We start from the raw sequence: 21,696 nt of genomic DNA, 5'->3' as shown, positions 1-21,696 counted from the left end.
AAACACTATGAACGCAAAAGTCTGGCTGGTGGGTGCGGGTCCTGGTGACCCGGAATTGCTGACCCTCAAAGCCGTCAGGGCGTTGAGCGAAGCGGATGTGGTGCTGATCGACGATCTGGTGAATGGCGCCGTGCTGGAACATTGCCCGCAGGCGCGGATCATTCCGGTGGGCAAGCGAGGTGGCTGTCGCTCGACGCCTCAGGCGTTCATTCATCGATTGATGCTGCGTTATGCCCGCCACGGTAAATGCGTGGTGCGGCTCAAGGGTGGCGATCCGTGCATTTTTGGGCGGGGCGGTGAAGAAGCGCAGTGGCTGCGCGAACGCGGGGTCGACGTGGAGCTGGTCAATGGCATCACCGCCGGGCTGGCCGGTGCGACGCAATGCGATATTCCATTGACCCTGCGGGGCGTGGCGCGCGGCGTGACGCTGGTCACCGCCCACACTCAGGATGGCAGCAGCCTGAATTGGCAAGCCCTGGCGCAAAGTGGCACAACGCTGGTGGTGTACATGGGCGTGGCGAAGCTCAGTGAAATTCGCGAGCAACTGCTGGCCGGAGGGATGGCGGCGGATACGCCGGTGGCGATGATTGAAAACGCCTCCCTGCCGCATCAACGGGAATGTCGGAGCGATCTGACAGCGATGGAGGAAGATGCCTACGCCTTTGAGTTGAAAAGCCCGGCGATTCTGGTGATCGGTACGGTGGCGGCACACCCCGAAACCTGTAGGAGCCAGCTCGCTGGCGAAGAACCTGAGATCACCGCAGCGTGTCAGGCTTAAAGCGTCATCGTTGACGACCATCGCCGGCAAGCCGGCTCCTACAGGGGGGCCGGTGATTCGAAAACCCAAATCGCAGACAAAGAAAAGCCCGGCCTAAGCCGGGCTTTTCTCAGAGCTGCGGGCTAATTACTTAGCTTGAGCTTCAACCTGCGCTTCTACGCGACGGTTTACAGCGCGGCCAGCGTCAGTTTTGTTGTCAGCAACTGGGCGGGATTCGCCGTAGCCAACAGACTGAACGCGGGACGATTCAACACCGTACTGGTTGGTCAGAACTTGCTTAACGGCGTTTGCACGACGCTCGGACAGTTTCTGGTTGTAAGCGTCAGGACCGACGTTGTCAGTGTGACCTTCAACAGTAGTGGTGGTGGATGGGTACTGCTTCATGAAGTCAGCCAGGTTCTTGATGTCGCCGTAGCTGTTGGTTTTAACAACAGATTTGTCGAAATCGAACTTAACGTCCAGCTCAACACGAACGACTTCGGCAACTGCTGGGCAGCCATCAGCGTCAACAGTTACGTTGGCTGGGGTGTCCGGGCACTTGTCAACGTTGTCGCAAACGCCATCGTTGTCGCTGTCGGAGCAGACTTCAGCTGGTGCTGGAACTGGAGCAGCTGCAGGCTTGGAGCCGCCACCGAAGTTCACACCGATACCGACGCTTGGAGCCCACTCGGTGTCACCTTGGTCGATGTTGTACTGAGCTTCAACGCCGGCACGGGCGTAGAAATTGTCAGTGAAGTACAGCTTGGCACCGCCGCCAACGTTGGCGAAGGTGGAACCGTTACGACCACCGCGATCGTTCTGACCGATGCTCTGATCGGAGAAGCCGGCCGAAACGTACGGACGCAGCATGTCGCCTGGGTTGTTGAAGTGGTACAGAGCGTCCAGGGCAGTGTTGGAGCCCTTGATGTTCTTGCCCGACTCGCTACGAACGTTGTGCACTTCGTCGTAGCCCAGACGCAGTTCAACGTCGTCGGTCAGGAAGTAACCAACCGAACCACCGAACAGGTTGCCGTCGTTTTTGAAATCGCGCTGGCTATCGTAATACTCTTTCTTTGCAAAGCCTTCGATTTCAACTGCGCCTTGGCCTTGTGCCAATGCGCCGAACGAAGTGGCCGCAATAAGAGAACCAATGGCCAAGCCCAAGGTGTTTTTCAGTTTCATCCGTTAAATCCCCATCTGGTGATTGTGAAGCAGTCCCGCAAACCGGGGGACAACTCGGCGGCAAGTCTATCAGAACTTGCCTACACGTAAGAGATATTTGCGCCGAACTAAGTTTCAGCAATGCCTGCAAATTTCTCACGCAATTTGTCTAGAGCGCGTTTGTAACGCATTTTTGTCGCACTCAAACCCATGTGCATGATGTCTGCGATCTCCTGAAACTCTAGCTCTGCGACAAATCGTAGCACCAGAATTTCACGGTCAATCGGGTTCACATACACTAGCCAGCGATCAAGCCCGCCCTTCTCCTCGGGTTTCGGCGCCTTTTCTTCAGACGCTTCCTCAAGGGGGTCCAGACTCAACGCGTCCATCAAGCGACGCTTTCGCCGTTCTTTCCGATACTGTGTGATGCACTCGTTGTACGTGATGCTATATAGCCATGTCTTGAACTTCGATTTACCTTCGAAGTTCTTCAAGCCATACAACACCTTCAACATCACTTCCTGACAGACATCGTCTGCATCGCGATCGTTCCCAAGATACCGCGCACAAACGTTAAATAATGTTCGTTGGTAACGGCGCATCAATTCTTCATAGGCGCGTGTTACGTGAAACAGCTCGGTATGCGAGCGCGCGACCAACTCCTCATCAGAGAGCTCGCGGGGGTCGTAGCGCGTGGAGAGCGATTGAGCTTTATTCAAAACAAGTCTGGCCGACAGTCAGGTCAATGTCCGCCGCAGCCCTTCAGGGCATTTTGCGGCGGCATACATTAGCAGGGTTTGCCGGGTTAGCGGCTACTCACATGCTGCTCCAGGAGAATCCGATTAGAGAGAGAGACTAGCTCACCCTCATCGGTCAGCAATGTGGTCTTAACCGTGCCGATCTCTTCGATCTGACCTTCGACCTCGCCAACACGCACTTGTTGCCCAACCTGATACAACTCACGCACATAGATTCCCGCAAGAATCTGACCGGCAATTTCCCGGCTTCCCAACCCCATGGCCAGCGCTACCGCCAGACCAACGGTAATCAAAACAATCACAATCACATGGTTGAGCAGGTCAGTCTTGACCTCCAACTGGCTGATTGCGACCGAAATACTGATGATAATCACCAGGCCCTGGGCAATTCGCCCCAGCCCGGCGGCGTAATCCAGCCCTACGCCCTCTGCCGCACCTCGCACCAGCCCATTGGCCAGTTGTGCCAGCAAAACACCTACCAGCAGCACCAGCGCGGCGCCAAACACTTTCGGCAAATACAGCGCAAGCATGTCCAGCGTAGCCGAAACTCGCTCAAGTCCAAGCGATTCTGCTGCAGAAACCAGAAAAATAAGCAGAACGAACCAATAGACAATTTTGCCTATCAGCGTCGAAATCGGCACTTGAAGGCCGGCCCGGGACAGCAATTTTGTCAGACCGGTGCCGCCCATCAAGCGGTCGAGACCGAGCTTGGCGAGCAACTTGGACAGCAAAGTATCCAAAAGTTTCGCCACGACGAAACCCAACAGCAGCACGACCAGTGCGCCGAACAGGTTCGGAATGAAATTCGCAACCTTGGTCCATAACGCAGTCATTGCAGTGACGAGGCTCTGAGTCCAGAGATCAAGTTCCATATTCAATCAGCCTTATCAGCAGTGCGAACGGTAGGTTTACGGTGACGGGAAACCGGCGAGACGTGAGCCGATCCGTTGTTCAAGGCGATCATCAGCGCGGGCAACCAGCGGCCCAGCAGGCTGAACAGATCGCCGGCGCCGACCTGGCGGTTGGCGGTTTTCAGGACGCGCCCAAGACACGCATCGTCGTCGCGGGTAGACGGCGAAGCGTTCAGCATGTCACGCAAAGACTGTTCAAACGGATCGTGCATACGCACCTCTCGTGATGTCTGTGAAAGACGCGGTCAAATTTACCCGGGTCACATGGCGCATCGTCATACCCAGCGCAAACGTCGGAATAACCACCACTGCCCCAGTGCCACCGAGATCATCATCAGGCAGGCAATCAGGAAGCCATACGGGCTGGCAGAGAACGGAATACCGCCGACGTTGATACCCAAAAGACCGGTCAGAAAACTCATCGGCAAAAAGATTCCGGTGATGATCCCGAAGCGGTACATCGTGCGATTCATGCGCACGCTCAAACGCCTGTCCTCAGCCTCGAGGACCAGTCCCACACGCTCCCGGGTCAATTCCAGCTCCTCGAGATAGCGGGTCAGGCTGTTGTTCAATTCGTTCCAGTAGTCGCCGTCATCTTCGACAAACCAGGGCAGTTTTATCCGGGTCAGTTGCCCGAAAATATCGCGCTGCGGTGCCAGGAAACGTTTCAGCGCAGCAGCCCTGCGACGGATCTGCAAAATGGAGTCATGCTCGGGTGAATACCGTTCGTCGGCATCCAGTTTTTCTTCTTCCTCATCGACCACTTCCGAGAGGCAACTGACCAGATCCTGCACCTTATTGGTGAGATACTGGGCCATATAAAGGATGAGTTCGGAAGCGGTCTTCGGCCCCTTGCCTTCTGCGAGCTGCACCAGCAACTCGTCGGTGGCGCGCAATGGACGCAGGCGCAGGGAAATAACCCGCTGTGCCGAGGCGAAGATCCGCACCGAGACCATGTCTTCCGGCTCGGCCCCGGGGTTGAGGTTGACCCCACGCAAAAATAGCAGCAGTTCGCTGTCGGAAAGCTGTAAGAGACGCGGACGAGTGTTCTCTTCAAGCAGCAGATCACAGCTGAATTCGCTCAGACCGCTGGATTTGCGCAGCCAGGTCTGGGTTTGCGGGTGACTGCGATCCCAGTGCAGCCACAGGCTTTCATGGGCCTGAAGCTGCAAGTCATCGAGTTCAGTCCGGGCTATCGAACGCGCGCCGCCTTTACCATCCAGCACCAGGGCATGCACCAGCCCCCACTGCGCGTTTTCTTCCTCGAACATCCTCACCCCTTCGGTTGGTGCAACGCTTATTCAGGCATCTTCAGCGGGCTTGGCGAGATGATCACGCCATTATTGTCCGCATAAATGTATTCGCCTGGACGGAACGTCACACCGGCAAACGTCACCACAACGTTGAGATCGCCGAGCCCGCGCCTGTCGGATTTCCTCGGGTGGCTGGCGAGAGCCTGAACGCCCAGATCGGTCTGAGCGATGATATCGACATCGCGGATGCACCCGTAGATCACCAGCCCTTCCCAACCGTTTTTCGCGGCTTTCTCCGCCAGCATGTCACCCAGCAACGCATGACGCAGGGAACCGCCACCATCGACGACCAGCACCTTGCCATTCCCCTTGAGCTCGACCTGCTCCTTGACCCGCGAGTTGTCTTCGAAGCACTTGATGGTCACGATTTCGCCGCCGAAGGAATCACGGCCGCCGAAATTGCTGAACATCGGTTCCAGCACCTGCACCAGTTCCGGATAGGCGTCGCACAGGTCAGGCGTGATGTAATGGTTCATCGAGAAACTCCTGTAAAGAGGAAGACAATCGAGGATGTCGCAAAGTGACCAGAAAAGCTCAATGCGTCATATCTTAGCCGCAAGCCGATCAGAGCGGAATGCCCTTGATAGAGCATCGGGCTCAGACTGCCGAGGCCAAATCCGCTTTTTCACCGAGCAAAGGCGTGTGCTGGTCCGACAGCCAACGCGCCACCAACGGCCAGACTTCGGCTTGAGCCGCTTTGCTGACCAACATTTCCACGTGACCGAAATTGTCGCCAAAGCCCTGCTCGCGGCCAAGGTTGATGAATTGCTTGTGCTCTGAACCGATCTGATCAAACAACTTGCGGCACGCCCACGCTGGATCCTGATGATCGCTGACGGCGCTCACGGCCAACACAGGGCTCTGAACGTCAGCCAAACCGGCCCACCAATCCTTGTCGGCATCGCCAAAACGCCCGAACAGGCCATACCAACGCATGCTTTCCAGGGCCAGGCCAATCGGCTCGTCCTCCGGGCCGCGCTTGAGTCTTGACCCCGAAAGTTGCGCAAAACGCTTGAGAATGAAGCGCCCGCTCCACTCCACCGGCGGAATTTTCAACGGCCAATAGGTGCGGCTGACTTGCGTACCGAAGAATGCCGCAGACGCGACGACCGGTTCGCCGATGTATCCGCCACCCAAGGCTGCCGCCAGGGTAATGCCACCCAGCGAGTGACCGATCCAGTGCGGAACCTGGCCGCTCTGCTCGCGCACGAACGCGCCAATGGCCGGCAGATCGTAACGAGCGTAGTCGGCGACGCGGTTCTTGCGATAGTTCTGGTTGCGCTGGGACAGGCCATGACCGCGCATTTCCGCGATCCACACATCAAATCCCAGACGCGCCAGATAAGCGCCCAGCCCCAGGCCTTTAGGGGAGAACCAGAAGCGCCGATTGGAAAAACTGCCGTGCAACAGAATCACCGGCACACCACCGTGCGCGGGCGCGTCCGCCATGCCCAGACGGGTCACGGCCAGTTCCACGGTGCCGTCAGGGCTGTTGCCGGGTTTCAAACGATAGACGTCTTCGCTCAGATCACCGCGCCGCTCGGCGCTGATCAGGGCGACAGGAAATAGGTTGCTGCTGCTTTGCATAGTCTCTTGCACAAAAAAGGGCGGCATCCAGAGGAGCCCGCCCTACGTAATCAACTGTAGGAGCGAGCTTGCTCGCGATGGACTTCAGAACACCGCGTTTATCCAGGATAAACGCGTCACCGTTAGCGTCCATCGCGAGCAAGCTCGCTCCTACAACAACTGCATCACGCCGAAGCTTGACCTTCAGCCAGGAAGAACCAGGTTTCCAGTACGGAATCGGGGTTCAACGAAACGCTTTCGATGCCCTGCTCCATCAGCCACTTGGCCAGATCAGGGTGGTCCGAAGGACCCTGACCGCAGATACCGATGTACTTGCCCGCCTTGTTGCACGCAGCAATGGCGTTCGCCAGCAGCTTCTTGACCGCAGGGTTACGCTCGTCGAACAGGTGAGCGATGATCCCGGAGTCACGGTCCAGGCCCAGCGTCAGCTGAGTCAGGTCGTTGGAGCCGATGGAGAAACCGTCGAAGAACTCAAGGAATTCTTCCGCCAGAATCGCGTTGGACGGCAGTTCGCACATCATGATCACGCGCAGACCGTTGTCGCCACGGGCCAGACCGTTTTCGGCCAGCAGGTCGACGACCTGGCTCGCTTCGCCCAGGGTACGGACGAACGGCACCATGATTTCAACGTTGGTCAGGCCCATCTCGTTGCGCACACGCTTGAGGGCGCGGCACTCGAGTTCGAAGCAGTCACGGAACGATTCGCTGATGTAACGCGAGGCGCCACGGAAGCCCAACATCGGGTTTTCTTCTTCCGGCTCGTAAAGCTTGCCGCCGATCAGGTTCGCGTATTCGTTGGACTTGAAGTCCGACAGACGCACGATGACCTTTTTCGGATAAAACGCAGCCGCCAGCGTGCTGATGCCTTCGACCAGTTTCTCGACGTAGAAGCCGACCGGATCGTTGTAACCGGCGATGCGCTTGTCGACGCTGTCCTTAATTTCCTGCGGCAGGCCGTCGTAGTTCAACAGCGCTTTAGGGTGCACACCGATCATGCGGTTGATGATGAATTCCAGACGGGCCAGGCCCACACCGGCGTTCGGCAGTTGCGCGAAGTCGAAGGCGCGGTCCGGGTTGCCGACGTTCATCATGATCTTGAACGGCAGATCCGGCATGGCATCCACGGAGTTCTTCTTGATGTCGAAGCCCAGCTCACCTTCGAAGATGTAACCGGTGTCGCCTTCCGCGCAGGAAACGGTCACGCCCTGGCCGTCTTTCAACAGCTGGGTGGCGTTGCCGCAACCGACCACGGCCGGAATGCCCAGTTCGCGAGCGATGATCGCCGCGTGGCAGGTACGACCGCCACGGTTGGTGACGATGGCGCTGGCGCGCTTCATGACCGGTTCCCAGTCCGGGTCGGTCATGTCGGAAACCAGTACGTCGCCTGGCTGGACTTTGTCCATCTCGGACACGTCCTTGATGATCCGCACTTTACCGGCGCCGATGCGCTGGCCGATGGCGCGACCTTCAACCAGCACGGTGCCGGTTTCTTTCAACAGGTAACGTTCCATGACGTTGGCCTGGGTGCGGCTCTTCACGGTTTCAGGACGGGCCTGAACGATGTAGAGCTTGCCGTCGTCGCCGTCTTTGGCCCATTCGATGTCCATCGGGCACTGGTAGTGCTTCTCGATGATCATCGCTTGTTTGGCCAGTTCGCTGACTTCGGCGTCGCTCAGGCAGAAACGTGCGCGATCGGCCTTGTCGACATCGATGGTCTTGACCGACTTGCCGGCCGTGGCGACTTCGCCGTAGATCATCTTGATGGCTTTGCTGCCCAGGTTGCGACGCAGGATGGCCGGACGACCGGCGGCCAGCGTGCCTTTGTGGACGTAGAACTCATCCGGGTTCACCGCGCCTTGTACGACGGTTTCACCCAGGCCGTAGGCGCCGGTGATGAACACCACGTCACGGAAGCCCGATTCGGTATCGAGGGTGAACATCACGCCGGCGGTGCCGGTTTCGGAGCGGACCATGCGCTGCACGCCAGCCGACAGAGCGACCAGTTTGTGGTCGAAGCCCTGGTGCACGCGGTAGGAGATCGCACGGTCGTTGAACAGCGAAGCGAACACCTCTTTGGCGGCGCGAATGACGTTTTCGACACCACGGATGTTCAGGAAGGTTTCCTGCTGACCGGCGAAGGAAGCGTCCGGCAGGTCTTCGGCGGTAGCGGAAGAGCGCACGGCCACGGCCATGTCAGGGTTGCCGGCCGACAGCGTGGCGAACGCGGTGCGGATCTCGGTGTTGAGCTTCTCGGGGAACTCGGCTTCCATGATCCATTGACGGATCTGGGCGCCGGTCTTGGCCAGGGCGTTGACATCATCGACGTCCAGGGCGTCGAGGGCGGCGTGGATCTGATCGTTCAGGCCGCTCAGTTCCAGAAAATCACGATAAGCCTGAGCTGTCGTGGCGAAGCCACCGGGCACCGATACACCGGCACCTGCAAGGTTACTGATCATCTCGCCCAGGGATGCGTTCTTGCCCCCCACATGCTCAACATCGTGTTTGCCGAGCTTATCGAGGGAAACTACGTACTCTACCAAGGTGATCTCTCCACTAACTGTGTTGGAAAAGCTCAGAAGCCGGCGCTCGAAAGGAGCATTTGCCGGCTGTATGGCCTGGACCTGGAAAATAAGTGAGAATGCGGGCCACTCGAGGCCGGCAAACCGCGCCTATCATATCCAAGATTCGTCACTAGCTTAAGGCCCAAGGTGCAAATGAAACGATCTGCTTTCTTTATCTCCGATGGCACCGGCATTACCGCCGAAACCCTGGGTCAAAGCCTCCTGGCGCAGTTCGAAAACATTACCTTCAGCAAATTCACGCGGCCGTACATCGACAACGTGGATAAAGCGCGGGCCATGGTACAACAAATCAACAAGGCCGCCGAAACCGACGGCTTCCGGCCGATCATATTCGACACCATCGTCAACCAGGACATTCGTGAGATTCTCGCGACGTCCAATGGTTTCATGATCGACATTTTCTCGACTTTCCTGGCACCGCTTGAACAGGAACTGACCGAGCATTCTTCCTACACTGTCGGCAAGTCTCACTCTATCGGTGGCAACTCCAATTACATGGAACGCATCGAGGCGGTGAACTTCGCCCTCGACAACGACGACGGTGCGCGCACGCATTATTACGACAAGGCCGACCTGATCCTAGTGGGGGTGTCGCGTTGTGGTAAGACACCGACGTGCCTGTACATGGCGATGCAATTCGGCATCCGCGCGGCCAACTATCCGCTGACCGAAGACGACATGGAGCGCCTGACGCTGCCAAACGCCCTGCGCGCCCACCAGCACAAGTTGTTCGGACTGACCATCGACCCGGACCGCCTGACCGCGATCCGCAACGAGCGCAAGCCCAACAGCCGCTATTCGAGCTACGCGCAGTGCGAGTTTGAAGTGCGAGAAGTGGAGAACCTGTTCCGCCGCGAGAACATTGCGCACATCAACTCCACGCATTTTTCGGTGGAAGAGATTTCGGCGAAGATTCTGGTGGAGAAAGGTGTGGAGCGGCGGTTCAAGTAGCTCTTTAGCGCCCTTCAGGCCGCCTTCGCGGGCAAGCCTCGCTCCTACAGGATGTCCGCGAACCCTGTAGGAGCGAGGCTTGCCCGCGAAGAACGATTACACGGTCTCTGTTATTGCTCCGATCAACGCTTCAAACCCTCGAATCAACAATCCATCATCCCCCGCCGAATTACACACACTCGCCCGAATGAACTGCGGCACCGCCCCATGCCCGACCGCAAACGCCTCGGCGGTGGCGACCAGGTAATTGTTCTCCTTGAGTTCCGCCGCAATCTGCGACGCCCGCCACGGCTCGGGCACTTCGATCCAGAAGTGCGGGCTGTCGGGATGGGTTTTGTACGCCACGCCCTCCAACACCCCACAGACCAACGCCTTGCGCCGACCGATCTCGATAATCTGCTGAGCCAGCAACTGCGCCGCACTACCGTTTTCGATCCAAAGGCTCGCCACCTCCAGCGCCAATGGACTGGCCATCCAGCACGTTCCGCGTACCGCTGCGCTCAAGCGCCCGATCAACGGTTGCGGCGCATGCAGATAACCGACGCGCAAGCCTGCCGAAACCGCTTTGCTCAGGCTGCCGATCAACACCGAGCGCTCCGGGGCGAAATAACTCAAGGGTAACGGTCGCTGCAGAGCCAACAACGCGTGGGCTTCATCCTCAAGGATCAGCAGATTGTGCTGCCGACAGACCTCGGCAATCGCCTCACGCCGTGGGACGGACATCACCGCCGCCGTAGGATTCTGGACCGTCGGCGTGCAGTACAGCGCCGACACACGATGGTTGCGGCAAACGTCTTCCAGCGCATCCGGCATCAGCCCTTCGTCATCCATCGCGACGCCGATCAGTTTGATCCCAAGCATGCGTGCAACGCTGATCAACCCCGGGTAAGTCAGGTGTTCCGTGACCACGGTATCGCCCGCCTTGAGCAACCCCATCAAGGCACACAACAGACCGTGCTGGCCGCCGTTCACGCACACGACCTGTTCAGCGTCCGGCACAAATTGCAGGTGCCGCAACCAGTGCGCACCCGCCGCACGATGGCGTAGCGAACCGGCATCGGCGGTGTAGCCGCCGATGCTCTGCAAGGCATCGGGATCGAGCGCCAACGCCTGCAAGCTCTGGCTTAAAAACAGTGCTTTCTGCCCCGGAATCGGTTGATTACGGCTCATGTCGAAAAACGCCTGCGGCTCGTCGCTGACATTGCGAAAGCCAGCATCGCGCTGACGTTCCATCCCGCGCTGACGCACGTAAGTGCCATCTCCTACGCGAGCGACCACCCGTCCTACGCGTTCGAGTTCGCCGTAAGCACGGCTGACGGTGCCGATGGTCACGCCGAGGCTGTCGGCCAACAGCCGATGCGGCGGCAGTTTGCAGCCGGGCTCGATCACGCCTTCCACAATCGCTTTTTCCACAGCGTCCGCCAGGCGCTTGTACTTCACGCCCAGTCCGTTGACGAGCCCGTCGCGCAGGATTGACACCATCGCAATACTTACTTTGACACTCATTTAAGTCCCGAATAGCGTGCTTTAAACAGGTTCAATCAGGGATAGACCTTTTGCAGATGCAGGTCAATTCCGACAACAAAAAAGGAACTCGATCATGTCCATCGCTCTCAGCGCGAATTCAAGCACTGGAAAACCCTGGCTAGCCGCGCTGATCACCAGCGTCCTGTTTCTGATCGTGTGCCTGAGCTGGGGAACGACATGGCTCGGGATCAAGATTGCGGTTGAAACGGTGCCACCGCTGACGGCCGCCGGGCTGCGGTTCCTGATCGCCTTTCCGTTGTTCCTTGTTTTCGCCCTCATCCGTCGTGAACCGTTGATGTTCCCCAGGGAAAGCCGCTGGTTTTTCCTGTTCGTGACGCTGTCGTATTTCAGCCTGCCGTATTACTTGCTCAATTACGGCGAGATGCACGTTTCATCAGGCCTGACAGCACTGCTGTTCAGTTGCATGCCGGTGTTCATCCTGCTGTTTTCCGCGCTGTTTCTGCGGGAAAAAATCTACCCGTCACAAGTGCTCGGCATTGCCATCGGCTTCGGCAGTCTGTTCATGATTGTTCACAGCCAGGGATTGCACCTGGATCACGCTGAACTGTTCGGCGTGCTGGCGATTCTCTGTGCGGCGGTGATGCATGCGTTGTGTTACGTGGTGACCAAGAAACACGGCTCGGCGATCAGCGTGATTACCTACAACACGCTACCGATCGGCATTGCGGGCTTGATGCTGTTTGTCGCGGGGTTGAATGTCGAAGCGCCGGTGTTCGATGGGATCAGCCTGCGTTCCTGGGGCGCCCTGCTTTACTTGGGACTGGTGGCGTCGGTGGGCGGGTTTATCGTTTATTTTTTGCTGCTCAAACGACTGAGCCCGATCATTTTGTCGTTTGTGTTCATCATTTTTCCGGTGTTCGCAGTGGTGATCGGCGCTTGGTATGAGGGGCAAAGCCTTTCGCGAGAGTTGATGATCTATTCGGCGATTCTGCTGACAGGGTTTGCGATCACCAAATTGCCGCTAGAGAAATGGCTGACACGGGCCTTGTAGGAGCCGGCTTGCTGGCGATCACAGACGCTGCGGTGTTTCAGGTAGACCGCGTAACGGCTATCGCCAGCAAGCCGGCTCCTACAAGGGGTTCCGTCAGATCACGAACAGGTCCATGAAGCGGTTCACCGGTGTGGCTTCAAGCGCTGCCTGGTCCTTACACAAGGCAAAAATCTCGGCACTGCGCTGGCCGGTGAAGCGTGTCGCCAGGTTGGCTTTGAACTTGTCTTCCAGCAACGGAATGCCGTCGGTGCGGCGACGGCGATGGCCGATCGGGTATTCCACCACCACGTTCTCAGTGCTGGAGCCGTCCTTGAAAAACACCTGAATCGCATTGGCGATCGAGCGTTTGTCAGCCTCCAGGTATTCGCGGGTGAAGCGCGGGTCTTCGACGATGACCATTTTCTCGCGCAGCACATCGATGATCGGGTGCGCCGCGTGGAACTCGTCTTCGTATTGCTCGGCCACCAGATTGCCGAACGCCAGCGGCACGGCGGCCATGTATTGGAGGCAATGATCGCGGTCCGCCGCATTGGCCAGCGGGCCGACCTTGGAGATGATGCGGATCGCCGACTCGTGGGTGGTGATGACGATTTTGTCGATTTCGTGCAGGCGATTCCTGACTTGCGGGTGCAAGGTGACGGCGGCTTCGCAGGCGGTTTGTGCGTGGAATTCGGCCGGGAAGCTGATCTTGAACAGCACGTTTTCCATCACATAACTGCCGTACGGGCGGGAGAAACTGAAGACACGTTTGCCTTCAGGCTTGAGCGCCAGGTCGTTGTTGCTGTGACTGAACAATACGTCGTAGAAGCCCCACTGTTTGGCAGTCAATACGCCGGGGATGCCCATCTCGCCACGCATCGCGATGTCGGCCAGACGCACGCCCCGGCTGGAGGCATCGCCCGCCGCCCAGGATTTGCGCGATCCGGCATTCGGTGCATGCCGATACATGCGCAACGCCTGACCATCGGCAAAAGCATGGGACAACGCAGACAGCATCTGCTCGCGATTGGCGCCCATAAGTTTGGCGGTGACGGCGGTCGAGGCGACTTTCACCAGGATGACGTGATCGAGGCCTACACGATTGAAGGAGTTTTCCAGCGCAATCACGCCTTGAATCTCGTGGGCCATGATCATCGCTTCGAGTACGGCGCGAACGGTCAGCGGCGCATCGCCATTGGCCAGACGCTTCTGCGACAGGTGATCGGCCACCGCGAGAATGCCCCCGAGGTTATCGGAGGGATGCCCCCATTCGGCGGCGAGCCAGGTGTCGTTGTAGTCGAGCCAGCGCACGATGCAGCCGATGTCCCAAGCTGCCTTGACCGGATCGAGACGGTAGCGGGTGCCCGGCACGCGAGCGCCGAACGGGACGACGGTGTCTTCGACGATCGGGCCAAGGTGCTTAGTGCATCCGGGGAAGCGCAGGGCCAGGAGGCCGCAGCCCAAAGTGTCCATCAGGCAATTGCGGGCGGTGTCGAGGGCTTCTCTGGATTCGATTTTGAAGTTGAGGACGTAGTCGGCAATGTTCTGCAGGACCGTGTCGTAGTCGGGGCGGTTGTTCGGGTCGACGTTGGTGCTCATGTTCGATTCACTCGTAAAGTGGTTCGTTGATGGGACCTCGGTTCAGGTAAATCTCAGCCGGTAACTGCTCTCTTATTCTGAAATGCAATCAACTGTAGGAGCCGGCTTGCCGGCGATAGCGGTGGGTCAGCGATACATGTATCGCCTGAAAGGACGCCATCGCCGGCAAGCCGGCTCCTACAGGGGCTGTGTGGGTTAGAAGGCGTCGCCAGGTATGCGCACGAAGCCTTCCATCAACACCCGCGCACTGCGGCTCATGATGGCTTTCTTGACGGTCCACTCGCCGTTCACCTGGCTGGCTTCAGCACCCACACGCAAAGTGCCGGACGGATGACCGAAGCGTACGGCGTTGCGTTCGATGCCGCCCGCAGCAAGGTTTACCAGGGTGCCGGAAATCGCCGCCGCAGTGCCGATGGCCACCGCTGCGGTGCCCATCATGGCGTGGTGCAACTTGCCCATCGATAACGCGCGCACCAACAGGTCAACATCCCCCGCACAAATCGCTTTACCGCTGGAAGACACGTAGTCCGCAGGCTTTGCAACGAAGGCCACTTTCGGCGTGTGTTGACGTTTGGCCGCTTCATCCAGATTCGAAATCAGCCCCATGCGCAACGCGCCATACGCACGAATGGTCTCGAACATCGCCAGCGCTTTCGGATCACCGTTGATGGCGCCCTGCAACTCGGTGCCGGTGTAACCGATGTCTTCGGCATTGACGAAGATGGTCGGAATACCCGCATTGATCATGGTCGCCTTAAAGGTCCCGACGCCGGGCACTTCGAGGTCATCCACCAGGTTGCCAGTCGGAAACATCGAACCACCGCCGCCCTCTTCTTCTGCCGCCGGGTCCATGAATTCGACCTGCACTTCGGCCGCCGGAAAGGTCACGCCGTCGAGTTCGAAATCACCGGTTTCCTGCACTTCACCGTTGGTGATCGGCACGTGGGCGATGATGGTCTTGCCAATATTGGCCTGCCACACGCGCACCACCGCCACACCGTTGTGCGGAATGCGGCTGGCATCGACCAGACCGTTGCTGATGGCGAACGAACCGACCGCTGCGGACAGGTTGCCGCAGTTGCCGCTCCAGTCGACGAAAGGTTTGTCGATGGATACCTGACCGAACAGGTAATCGACGTCGTGATCAGCCTTGATGCTTTTCGACAGGATCACGGTTTTGCTGGTGCTGGAGGTCGCGCCGCCCATGCCGTCGATTTGCTTGTCGTACGGGTCGGGACTGCCGATCACCCGCAACAACAAGGCATCGCGCGCCGAGCCTGGAACCTGCGCCGCTTCGGGCAAGTCTTTCAGGCTGAAAAACACGCCTTTGCTGGTGCCGCCACGCATGTAGGTGGCGGGGATTTTGATTTGAGGTGCGTGAGCCATTGGTGCTCCTTCAAAGCAAGCAGGGGACTTAAAATCCCCTGCCTGCCAAACGTGTTTTAGACGGCAACCGCCGATTCTTCGAGGAAGTCCTGGGCGAAGCGTTGCAGCACGCCACCGGCCTCGTAGATCGACACCTCTTCGGCGGTGTCGAGACGGCAGGTGACCAGCACCTCGACGCGCTCGCCATTCTTGCGATTGATCACCAGCGTCAGCTCGGCGCGCGGCGTACGCTCACCGATCACGTCGTAGGTTTCGCTGCCGTCGATGGCCAGGGTGTGACGGTTGGTGCCCGGCTTGAACTCCAGCGGCAACACGCCCATGCCCACCAGGTTGGTGCGGTGGATGCGCTCGAAACCTTCGGCGGCAATCGCTTCCACACCGGCCAGACGCACGCCTTTGGCCGCCCAGTCGCGGGACGAACCCTGACCGTAGTCGGCGCCGGCAATGATGATCAGCGGCTGCTTGCGCTCCATGTAGGTTTCGATGGCTTCCCACATGCGCATGACCTTGCCTTCCGGCTCGACGCGGGCCAGCGAACCCTGCTTGACCTTGCCGTTTTCCTGGACCATTTCATTGAACAGTTTCGGGTTGGCAAAGGTGGCGCGTTGCGCGGTCAGGTGGTCACCGCGGTGCGTGGCGTAGGAGTTGAAGTCCTCTTCCGGCAAGCCCATTTTCGCCAGGTATTCGCCGGCGGCGCTGTCGAGCATGATCGCGTTCGACGGCGACAGGTGATCGGTGGTGATGTTGTCCGGCAGCACCGCCAGCGGGCGCATGCCCTTGAGCGGGCGCGCACCGGCCAGTGCACCTTCCCAGTACGGCGGACGGCGGATGTAGGTGCTCATCTCGCGCCAGTCGTACAGCGGCGCGACTTTCGGGCCGGTGTCTTCGTGGATGGCGAACATCGGAATGTAGACCTGACGGAACTGCTCCGGCTTCACCGAGGCTTTCACCACCGCATCGATTTCTTCATCGCTCGGCCAGATGTCTTTCAGGCGGATTTCCTTGCCGTTCGCATCCAGGCCCAGCACATCTTTTTCGATGTCGAAACGGATGGTGCCGGCGATGGCGTACGCGACCACCAACGGCGGCGAAGCGAGGAACGCTTGCTTGGCGTACGGGTGAATCCGGCCATCGAAGTTGCGGTTGCCGGAGAGCACGGCCGTGGCGTACAGGTCGCGGTCGATGATCTCTTGCTGGATCACCGGATCGAGCGCGCCGGACATGCCGTTGCAGGTGGTGCAAGCGAAAGCCACGACGCCGAAACCGAGCTGTTCCAGTTCGTCAGTCAGGCCTGCCTCATCAAGGTACAAAGCCACGGTTTTCGAGCCCGGTGCCAGGGACGATTTGACCCACGGCTTGCGGGTCAACCCGAGCTTGTTGGCGTTGCGCGCCAGCAGGCCGGCAGCGATCACGTTGCGCGGGTTGCTGGTGTTGGTGCAGCTGGTGATGGCGGCGATGATCACCGCGCCGTCCGGCATCTGGCCGGGCACATCTTCCCACTGGCCGGAAATGCCTTGCGCGGCCAGATCGGAGGTGGCGACGCGGGCGTGCGGGTTGCTCGGGCCGGCCATGTTGCGCACCACCGAGGACAGGTTGAAGGTCAAGCCGCGCTCATATTGCGCGCCCTTCAGGCTGTCGGCCCACAGGCCCGTGGTCTTGGCGTAGTTCTCGACCAACTGCACCTGCTCGTCTTCGCGGCCGGTGAGTTTCAGGTAGTCGATGGTCTGCTGGTCGATGTAGAACATCGCCGCGGTGGCGCCGTATTCCGGGGCCATGTTGGAGATGGTTGCGCGGTCGCCGAGGGTCAGCGCGGAAGCGCCTTCGCCGAAGAATTCCAGCCATGCGCCGACGACTTTTTGCTTGCGCAGGAACTCGGTCAGCGCCAGCACCATGTCGGTGGCGGTGATGCCCGGTTGCAGCTTGCCGGTCAGTTCAACGCCGACGCTTTCCGGCAGGCGCATCCACGATGCGCGGCCGAGCATTACGCTTTCTGCTTCGAGGCCACCGACGCCGATGGCGATCACGCCCAGCGCATCGACGTGCGGGGTGTGGCTGTCGGTGCCGACGCAGGTGTCAGGGAACGCCACGCCGTCGCGCACCTGGATCACCGGAGACATTTTCTCCAGGTTGATCTGGTGCATGATCCCGTTGCCCGGCGGGATCACGTCAACGTTCTTGAAGGCCTTCTTGGTCCAATTGATGAAGTGGAAACGGTCTTCGTTGCGACGGTCTTCGATAGCGCGGTTCTTCTCGAACGCCTGTGGATCGAAGCCACCGCGCTCAACGGCCAGCGAGTGATCGACGATCAGTTGCGTCGGCACCACCGGGTTCACTTGCGCCGGGTCGCCACCTTGCAAAGCGATGGCGTCACGCAGGCCGGCGAGGTCGACCAATGCGGTCTGGCCAAGGATGTCGTGGCACACCACGCGGGCCGGGAACCATGGGAAATCGAGGTCGCGTTTGCGCTCGATGAATTGCTTCAGGGATTCGGTGAGCGTGGCCGGGTCGCAGCGACGCACCAGGTTTTCCGCCAGCACGCGGGAGGTGTACGGCAGAGTGTCGTAGGCGCCGGGCTGGATGGCTTCGACTGCCGCACGGACGTCGAAATAATCCAGATGGCTGCCGGGCAGCGGTTTACGGAATTCAGTGTTCATCGTCAGGACTCGGTCACGGTAATAACAAAGGGTGGGGTCTGGCACCGGGCTTGAATCCAACACAATCCACTGTGGGAGCGAGCCTGCTCGCGATGACTGAGTCATATCCGACATTGATGCCGATTGACCCACCGCTATCGCGAGCAGGCTCACTCCCACAGGGATCTGCGTTGATTTCAGATCCCGGTTCAGGCCCCCACCATTCAGCGTTGTTCGATTGGCACGAACTTGCGCTGTTCGACGCCGGTGTATTCGGCGCTCGGGCGGATGATGCGGTTGTTGGCACGTTGTTCGAACACATGCGCCGCCCAGCCGGTCAGGCGCGAGCAGACGAAAATCGGCGTGAACAACTTGGTCGGGATACCCATGAAGTGGTACGTCGACGCATGGTAGAAATCGGCGTTGGGGAACAGTTTTTTCTGCTCCCACATGGTCTTGTCGATGGCTTCGGAAACCGGGAACAAGACAGTGTCACCCACCTCTTCAGCGAGTTTTTTCGACCAACCCTTGATCACCTCGTTGCGCGGATCGTTGTCCTTATAGATCGCGTGGCCGAAGCCCATGATCTTGTCCTTGCGCTCAAGCATGCCGAGGGTGCCTTTGATCGCTTCCTCCGGCGATTTGAAGCGCTCGATCATTTCCATCGCCGCTTCGTTGGCGCCGCCGTGCAGCGGACCGCGCAGGGAGCCGATGGCGGCGGTGATGCAGGAGAACAGGTCGGACAAAGTCGATGCACACACCCGTGCGGTGAAGGTCGAGGCGTTGAATTCGTGTTCCGCGTAGAGGATCAGCGAAACGTTCATCACTTTGACGTGCAGCTCGCTCGGTTTCTTGTCGTGCAGCAGGTGCAGGAAGTGGCCACCGATGGAGGGCTCGTCGCTCACGCAACTGATGCGTTTGCCGTCGTGGCTGAAGCGATACCAGTAGCACATGATCGCCGGGAACGCGGCCAGCAGGCGGTCGGTTTTGTCATGCTGCTCGGAGAAGTCTTTCTCCGGCTCGATATTGCCCAGGAACGAGCAACCGGTGCGCATCACGTCCATCGGGTGGGCGTCGGCGGGGATGCGTTCCAGCACTTCTTTCAGCGCTTGCGGCAGGTCGCGCAGCTTGCCGAGTTTGCTCACGTAAGCGGCGAGTTGCGCCTGGGTCGGCAGTTCGCCGTACAGCAGCAGGTAGGCCACTTCTTCGAATTGGGCGTCAGCCGCCAGTTCGCGAACGTCGTAGCCGCGATAGGTCAGGCCTGCGCCCGACTGGCCCACGGTGGACAGTGCGGTTTGCCCGGCAACCTGGCCACGGAGCCCGGCGCCACTGAGTACTTTTGCTTCGGCCATTGCTGTCTCCAATCTTGAATTTATTAGGGAAACCTGTAGGAGCGAGCTTGCTCGCGATGCAAGTTCTGACACCACGGTGTGTCAGGAGCCCCGCGTTATCGTTGGCGCTCATCGCGAGCAGGCTCGCTCCCACATTTACAGGTACAGGGTGTTCATTACTTCTTCGCGGCGAACAACGCATCGAGTTTCTGCTCGAACGTGTGGTAGTCGATGCGATCGTAAAGCTCCATGCGCGTCTGCATGGTGTCGATCACGTTCTGTTGCGTACCGTCGCGGCGGATCGCGGTGTAGACGTTTTCTGCGGCCTTGTTCATGGCGCGGAACGCGGACAATGGGTATAGCACCAGCGACACATCGGCACCGGCCAACTGCTCGGTGGTGTACAGCGGCGTCGCGCCGAATTCGGTGATGTTGGCCAGGATCGGTGCTTTCACACGGCTGGCGAACAGCTTGTACATCTCCAGCTCGGTGATGGCTTCCGGGAAGATCATGTCGGCGCCGGCCTCGATGCACGCTGCAGCGCGATCCAGTGCGGATTCCAGGCCTTCAACGGCCAGGGCATCGGTGCGGGCCATGATCACGAAGCTGTCATCAGTGCGCGCATCAACCGCCGCCTTGATGCGGTCGACCATTTCCTGCTGCGAAACGATTTCTTTGTTAGGACGGTGACCGCAACGCTTGGCGCCGACCTGGTCTTCGATGTGAATCGCTGCCGCGCCGAACTTGATCATCGACTTGACGGTACGGGCGACGTTGAACGCCGAGGAACCGAAACCGGTGTCCACGTCCACCAGCAACGGCAGGTCGCAGACGTCGGTGATGCGGCGTACGTCGGTCAGCACGTCGTCCAGGCCGGTGATGCCCAGGTCCGGCACGCCGAGGGAGCCGGCAGCGACACCGCCGCCCGACAGGTAAATAGCCTTGAAACCGGCGCGCTTGGCCAGCAACGCGTGGTTGGCGTTGATCGCGCCGACCACTTGCAGCGGATGTTCGCTGGCGACCGCATCGCGGAAACGCTGGCCTGGAGTGCTCTTGTTGGAACTCATGACTCACCTCGTTCAGTGGCTGTCGGGTTAGCGCCGTCCTGGTAGTGACGGGCGATATTGCGTTTGGAGGCGCCGATGTGACGGCGCATCAACAACTCGGCCAGTTCACCGTCACGGTCGGCGATGGCATCGAGAATCCGGTGGTGCTCGGCAAAGGCCTGGCGCGGGCGATTGGGCGTGGTGGAAAACTGGATGCGGTACATGCGCACCAGTTGATAAAGCTCGCCGCAAAGCATCTGCGTCAGGGTGCGGTTGCCGCTGCCCTGGATGATTCGGTAGTGGAAGTCGAAATCGCCTTCCTGCTGGTAGTAGCCGACACCGGCCTGAAACGCGGCGTCACGCTCGTGGGTTTCGAGGACCCGGCGCAGTTCGTCGATTTCTTCGACCGTCATGCGTTCGGCGGCCAGGCGACAGGCCATGCCTTCGAGGGATTCGCGGATTTCGTAGAGTTCCAGCAGCTCGGCATGGCTCAGGGAAACCACTCGTGCACCGACGTGCGGCACGCGAACCAGCAGGCGCTGGCCTTCCAGGCGGTGGATCGCTTCGCGCAGCGGGCCGCGGCTGATGCCGTAGGTGCGCGCCAGTTCCGGCTCGGAGATCTTGCTGCCCGGGGCGATCTCGCCTTTGACGATGGCCGCCTGAATGCGCCGGAAGACGTTCTCGGAAAGTGTTTCCGAATCGTCTTGGGCTATGACTGGGGGATCGAGTTGATCCAGCATATTGTCGACACCTTGAAAGCTGATGCGGCAAAAACTAGCGAATACGGGGATATTAGTCAAAGGATAAATAGGTATTGTCGACAATCGTCTAATAACCTATCTGCTTTTTGTAGGAGCGAAGCTTGCTCGCGAAGGCTGTGTGTCAGGCGGTCGGTTTTTTGAGGGAGTACATATCCGTTGTTGTGGTAACGGCTGCTAATGGTTTCGCTTTTACAGCGAGTCACTTTCGAAAAGCGCGAAAGTAACCAAAGCGCTCTTGCCCCTTTCGTTCGGTGCCTCGCTGTGGCTCGGCATACCCTCGCTCCGGTCCTGCTCCGTGGGCCCGCCGCCATCGGCCATCCATGGCCGGGGGCGGCTAACCCGGCATCCATGCCGGGTTGCCCACTGCGCAGAACCTCCACTCGGCCTCTCGAGGGGGCGCTC

18 protein-coding genes are annotated in these 21,696 nt (G+C 59.2%); 3 read left to right on the top strand and 15 right to left on the bottom strand.

Annotated features, from left to right (window positions below):
• Positions 1–7 precede the first annotated feature (7 nt).
• Positions 8–778 carry a uroporphyrinogen-III C-methyltransferase gene (gene cobA / locus KGB24_RS20585; protein ID WP_223415715.1) on the top strand — a complete coding sequence of 257 codons (771 nt, stop codon included), beginning with the start codon at positions 8–10 and terminating at the stop codon, positions 776–778.
• Positions 779–904: 126 nt separating this feature from the next.
• Here cobA and KGB24_RS20580 read toward each other — a convergent pair whose 3' ends face one another.
• The 8 genes from KGB24_RS20580 to ppsA all read right to left on the bottom strand — a co-directional run bounded on the left by KGB24_RS20580 (position 905) and on the right by ppsA (position 9,027).
• Positions 905–1,939 carry an OmpA family protein gene (locus KGB24_RS20580; RefSeq protein ID WP_008027405.1) on the bottom strand — a complete coding sequence of 345 codons (1,035 nt, stop codon included), beginning with the start codon at positions 1,937–1,939 and terminating at the stop codon, positions 905–907.
• Between the two features lie 107 nt (positions 1,940–2,046).
• Positions 2,047–2,637, bottom strand: a complete 591-nt coding sequence (sigX, locus tag KGB24_RS20575) for an RNA polymerase sigma factor SigX (RefSeq protein ID WP_017337463.1) — start codon at positions 2,635–2,637, stop codon at positions 2,047–2,049.
• 86 nt (positions 2,638–2,723) lie between these two features.
• Positions 2,724–3,548, bottom strand: a complete 825-nt coding sequence (locus KGB24_RS20570) for a mechanosensitive ion channel family protein (RefSeq protein WP_008027407.1) — start codon at positions 3,546–3,548, stop codon at positions 2,724–2,726.
• 2 nt (positions 3,549–3,550) lie between these two features.
• Entirely contained in the window at positions 3,551–3,799 is a 249-nt protein-coding gene (locus KGB24_RS20565; protein ID WP_007944521.1) for a hypothetical protein, read from the bottom strand.
• 63 nt (positions 3,800–3,862) lie between these two features.
• Positions 3,863–4,858: a zinc transporter ZntB gene (locus tag KGB24_RS20560; protein ID WP_008027409.1), complete on the bottom strand. Its 996-nt coding sequence runs from the start codon at positions 4,856–4,858 to the stop codon at positions 3,863–3,865.
• Between the two features lie 26 nt (positions 4,859–4,884).
• The gene (gene rraA, locus KGB24_RS20555; RefSeq protein ID WP_008027412.1) at positions 4,885–5,376 is read right to left on the bottom strand and encodes a ribonuclease E activity regulator RraA; all 492 of its coding nucleotides are present in this window, start codon (positions 5,374–5,376) and stop codon (positions 4,885–4,887) included.
• 121 nt (positions 5,377–5,497) lie between these two features.
• Positions 5,498–6,487 (bottom strand): alpha/beta fold hydrolase, encoded by a 990-nt coding sequence (locus tag KGB24_RS20550; protein WP_032832384.1) that lies wholly within the window; start codon positions 6,485–6,487, stop codon positions 5,498–5,500.
• 164 nt (positions 6,488–6,651) lie between these two features.
• Positions 6,652–9,027 (bottom strand): phosphoenolpyruvate synthase, encoded by a 2,376-nt coding sequence (gene ppsA, locus KGB24_RS20545; RefSeq protein WP_008027416.1) that lies wholly within the window; start codon positions 9,025–9,027, stop codon positions 6,652–6,654.
• Between the two features lie 174 nt (positions 9,028–9,201).
• Here ppsA and KGB24_RS20540 point away from each other — a divergent pair, with 174 nt between their 5' ends.
• A complete protein-coding gene (locus KGB24_RS20540) occupies positions 9,202–10,020 on the top strand; it encodes a pyruvate, water dikinase regulatory protein (RefSeq protein WP_008027418.1) in 819 nt (272 codons plus the stop codon).
• Positions 10,021–10,116: 96 nt separating this feature from the next.
• Here KGB24_RS20540 and KGB24_RS20535 read toward each other — a convergent pair whose 3' ends face one another.
• Complete coding sequence (locus KGB24_RS20535; RefSeq protein ID WP_223415714.1) at positions 10,117–11,526, bottom strand: PLP-dependent aminotransferase family protein; 1,410 nt, start codon at positions 11,524–11,526, stop codon at positions 10,117–10,119.
• A 94-nt stretch (positions 11,527–11,620) separates the two neighbouring features.
• On the opposite strand from KGB24_RS20535, the gene KGB24_RS20530 reads away from it, so the two are divergent.
• Positions 11,621–12,559, top strand: coding sequence for a DMT family transporter (locus tag KGB24_RS20530; RefSeq protein ID WP_223415713.1), 939 nt, complete (start codon positions 11,621–11,623; stop codon positions 12,557–12,559).
• 93 nt (positions 12,560–12,652) lie between these two features.
• Here KGB24_RS20530 and prpD read toward each other — a convergent pair whose 3' ends face one another.
• From prpD to KGB24_RS20500, 6 genes are all read right to left on the bottom strand, one after another.
• Complete coding sequence (gene prpD / locus KGB24_RS20525) at positions 12,653–14,137, bottom strand: 2-methylcitrate dehydratase (protein WP_223415712.1); 1,485 nt, start codon at positions 14,135–14,137, stop codon at positions 12,653–12,655.
• 195 nt (positions 14,138–14,332) lie between these two features.
• Complete coding sequence (gene prpF / locus KGB24_RS20520; RefSeq protein ID WP_223415711.1) at positions 14,333–15,523, bottom strand: 2-methylaconitate cis-trans isomerase PrpF; 1,191 nt, start codon at positions 15,521–15,523, stop codon at positions 14,333–14,335.
• A gap of 56 nt (positions 15,524–15,579) precedes the next feature.
• Positions 15,580–18,177 (bottom strand): Fe/S-dependent 2-methylisocitrate dehydratase AcnD, encoded by a 2,598-nt coding sequence (acnD, locus tag KGB24_RS20515; RefSeq protein WP_223415710.1) that lies wholly within the window; start codon positions 18,175–18,177, stop codon positions 15,580–15,582.
• Between the two features lie 203 nt (positions 18,178–18,380).
• The gene (gene prpC, locus KGB24_RS20510) at positions 18,381–19,508 is read right to left on the bottom strand and encodes a 2-methylcitrate synthase (protein ID WP_008027431.1); all 1,128 of its coding nucleotides are present in this window, start codon (positions 19,506–19,508) and stop codon (positions 18,381–18,383) included.
• 155 nt (positions 19,509–19,663) lie between these two features.
• Entirely contained in the window at positions 19,664–20,554 is an 891-nt protein-coding gene (gene prpB / locus KGB24_RS20505) for a methylisocitrate lyase (RefSeq protein ID WP_008027432.1), read from the bottom strand.
• Positions 20,551–21,270 (bottom strand): GntR family transcriptional regulator, encoded by a 720-nt coding sequence (locus tag KGB24_RS20500; RefSeq protein WP_177318157.1) that lies wholly within the window; start codon positions 21,268–21,270, stop codon positions 20,551–20,553. Before KGB24_RS20500 ends, prpB begins: the two co-directional genes overlap by 4 nt.
• Between the last annotated feature and the right edge of the window lie 426 nt (positions 21,271–21,696).

Origin of the sequence: Pseudomonas sp. BF-RE-25 (genome assembly GCF_019956105.1) — a bacterium.
GTDB classification, from domain to species: Bacteria; Pseudomonadota; Gammaproteobacteria; order Pseudomonadales; family Pseudomonadaceae; genus Aquipseudomonas; species Aquipseudomonas migulae.
Note: the sequence above shows the minus strand (reverse complement) of the source record. Positions and strands in the feature narration are given on the sequence as shown.

What these genes read in the sequence shown, in the direction of transcription:
- KGB24_RS20550 (WP_032832384.1), bottom strand. Translation starts at nt 6,487, where the DNA reads ATGCAAAGCAGCAGCAACCTATTTCCTGTCGCCCTGATCAGCGCCGAG.
- prpF (WP_223415711.1), bottom strand. Translation starts at nt 15,523, where the DNA reads ATGGCTCACGCACCTCAAATCAAAATCCCCGCCACCTACATGCGTGGC.
- KGB24_RS20535 (WP_223415714.1), bottom strand. Translation starts at nt 11,526, where the DNA reads ATGAGTGTCAAAGTAAGTATTGCGATGGTGTCAATCCTGCGCGACGGG.
- prpB (WP_008027432.1), bottom strand. Translation starts at nt 20,554, where the DNA reads ATGAGTTCCAACAAGAGCACTCCAGGCCAGCGTTTCCGCGATGCGGTC.
- KGB24_RS20580 (WP_008027405.1), bottom strand. Translation starts at nt 1,939, where the DNA reads ATGAAACTGAAAAACACCTTGGGCTTGGCCATTGGTTCTCTTATTGCG.
- acnD (WP_223415710.1), bottom strand. Translation starts at nt 18,177, where the DNA reads ATGAACACTGAATTCCGTAAACCGCTGCCCGGCAGCCATCTGGATTAT.
- KGB24_RS20570 (WP_008027407.1), bottom strand. Translation starts at nt 3,548, where the DNA reads ATGGAACTTGATCTCTGGACTCAGAGCCTCGTCACTGCAATGACTGCG.
- cobA (WP_223415715.1), top strand. Translation starts at nt 8, where the DNA reads ATGAACGCAAAAGTCTGGCTGGTGGGTGCGGGTCCTGGTGACCCGGAA.
- KGB24_RS20560 (WP_008027409.1), bottom strand. Translation starts at nt 4,858, where the DNA reads ATGTTCGAGGAAGAAAACGCGCAGTGGGGGCTGGTGCATGCCCTGGTG.
- prpC (WP_008027431.1), bottom strand. Translation starts at nt 19,508, where the DNA reads ATGGCCGAAGCAAAAGTACTCAGTGGCGCCGGGCTCCGTGGCCAGGTT.
- prpD (WP_223415712.1), bottom strand. Translation starts at nt 14,137, where the DNA reads ATGAGCACCAACGTCGACCCGAACAACCGCCCCGACTACGACACGGTC.
- KGB24_RS20565 (WP_007944521.1), bottom strand. Translation starts at nt 3,799, where the DNA reads ATGCACGATCCGTTTGAACAGTCTTTGCGTGACATGCTGAACGCTTCG.
- rraA (WP_008027412.1), bottom strand. Translation starts at nt 5,376, where the DNA reads ATGAACCATTACATCACGCCTGACCTGTGCGACGCCTATCCGGAACTG.
- KGB24_RS20530 (WP_223415713.1), top strand. Translation starts at nt 11,621, where the DNA reads ATGTCCATCGCTCTCAGCGCGAATTCAAGCACTGGAAAACCCTGGCTA.
- KGB24_RS20540 (WP_008027418.1), top strand. Translation starts at nt 9,202, where the DNA reads ATGAAACGATCTGCTTTCTTTATCTCCGATGGCACCGGCATTACCGCC.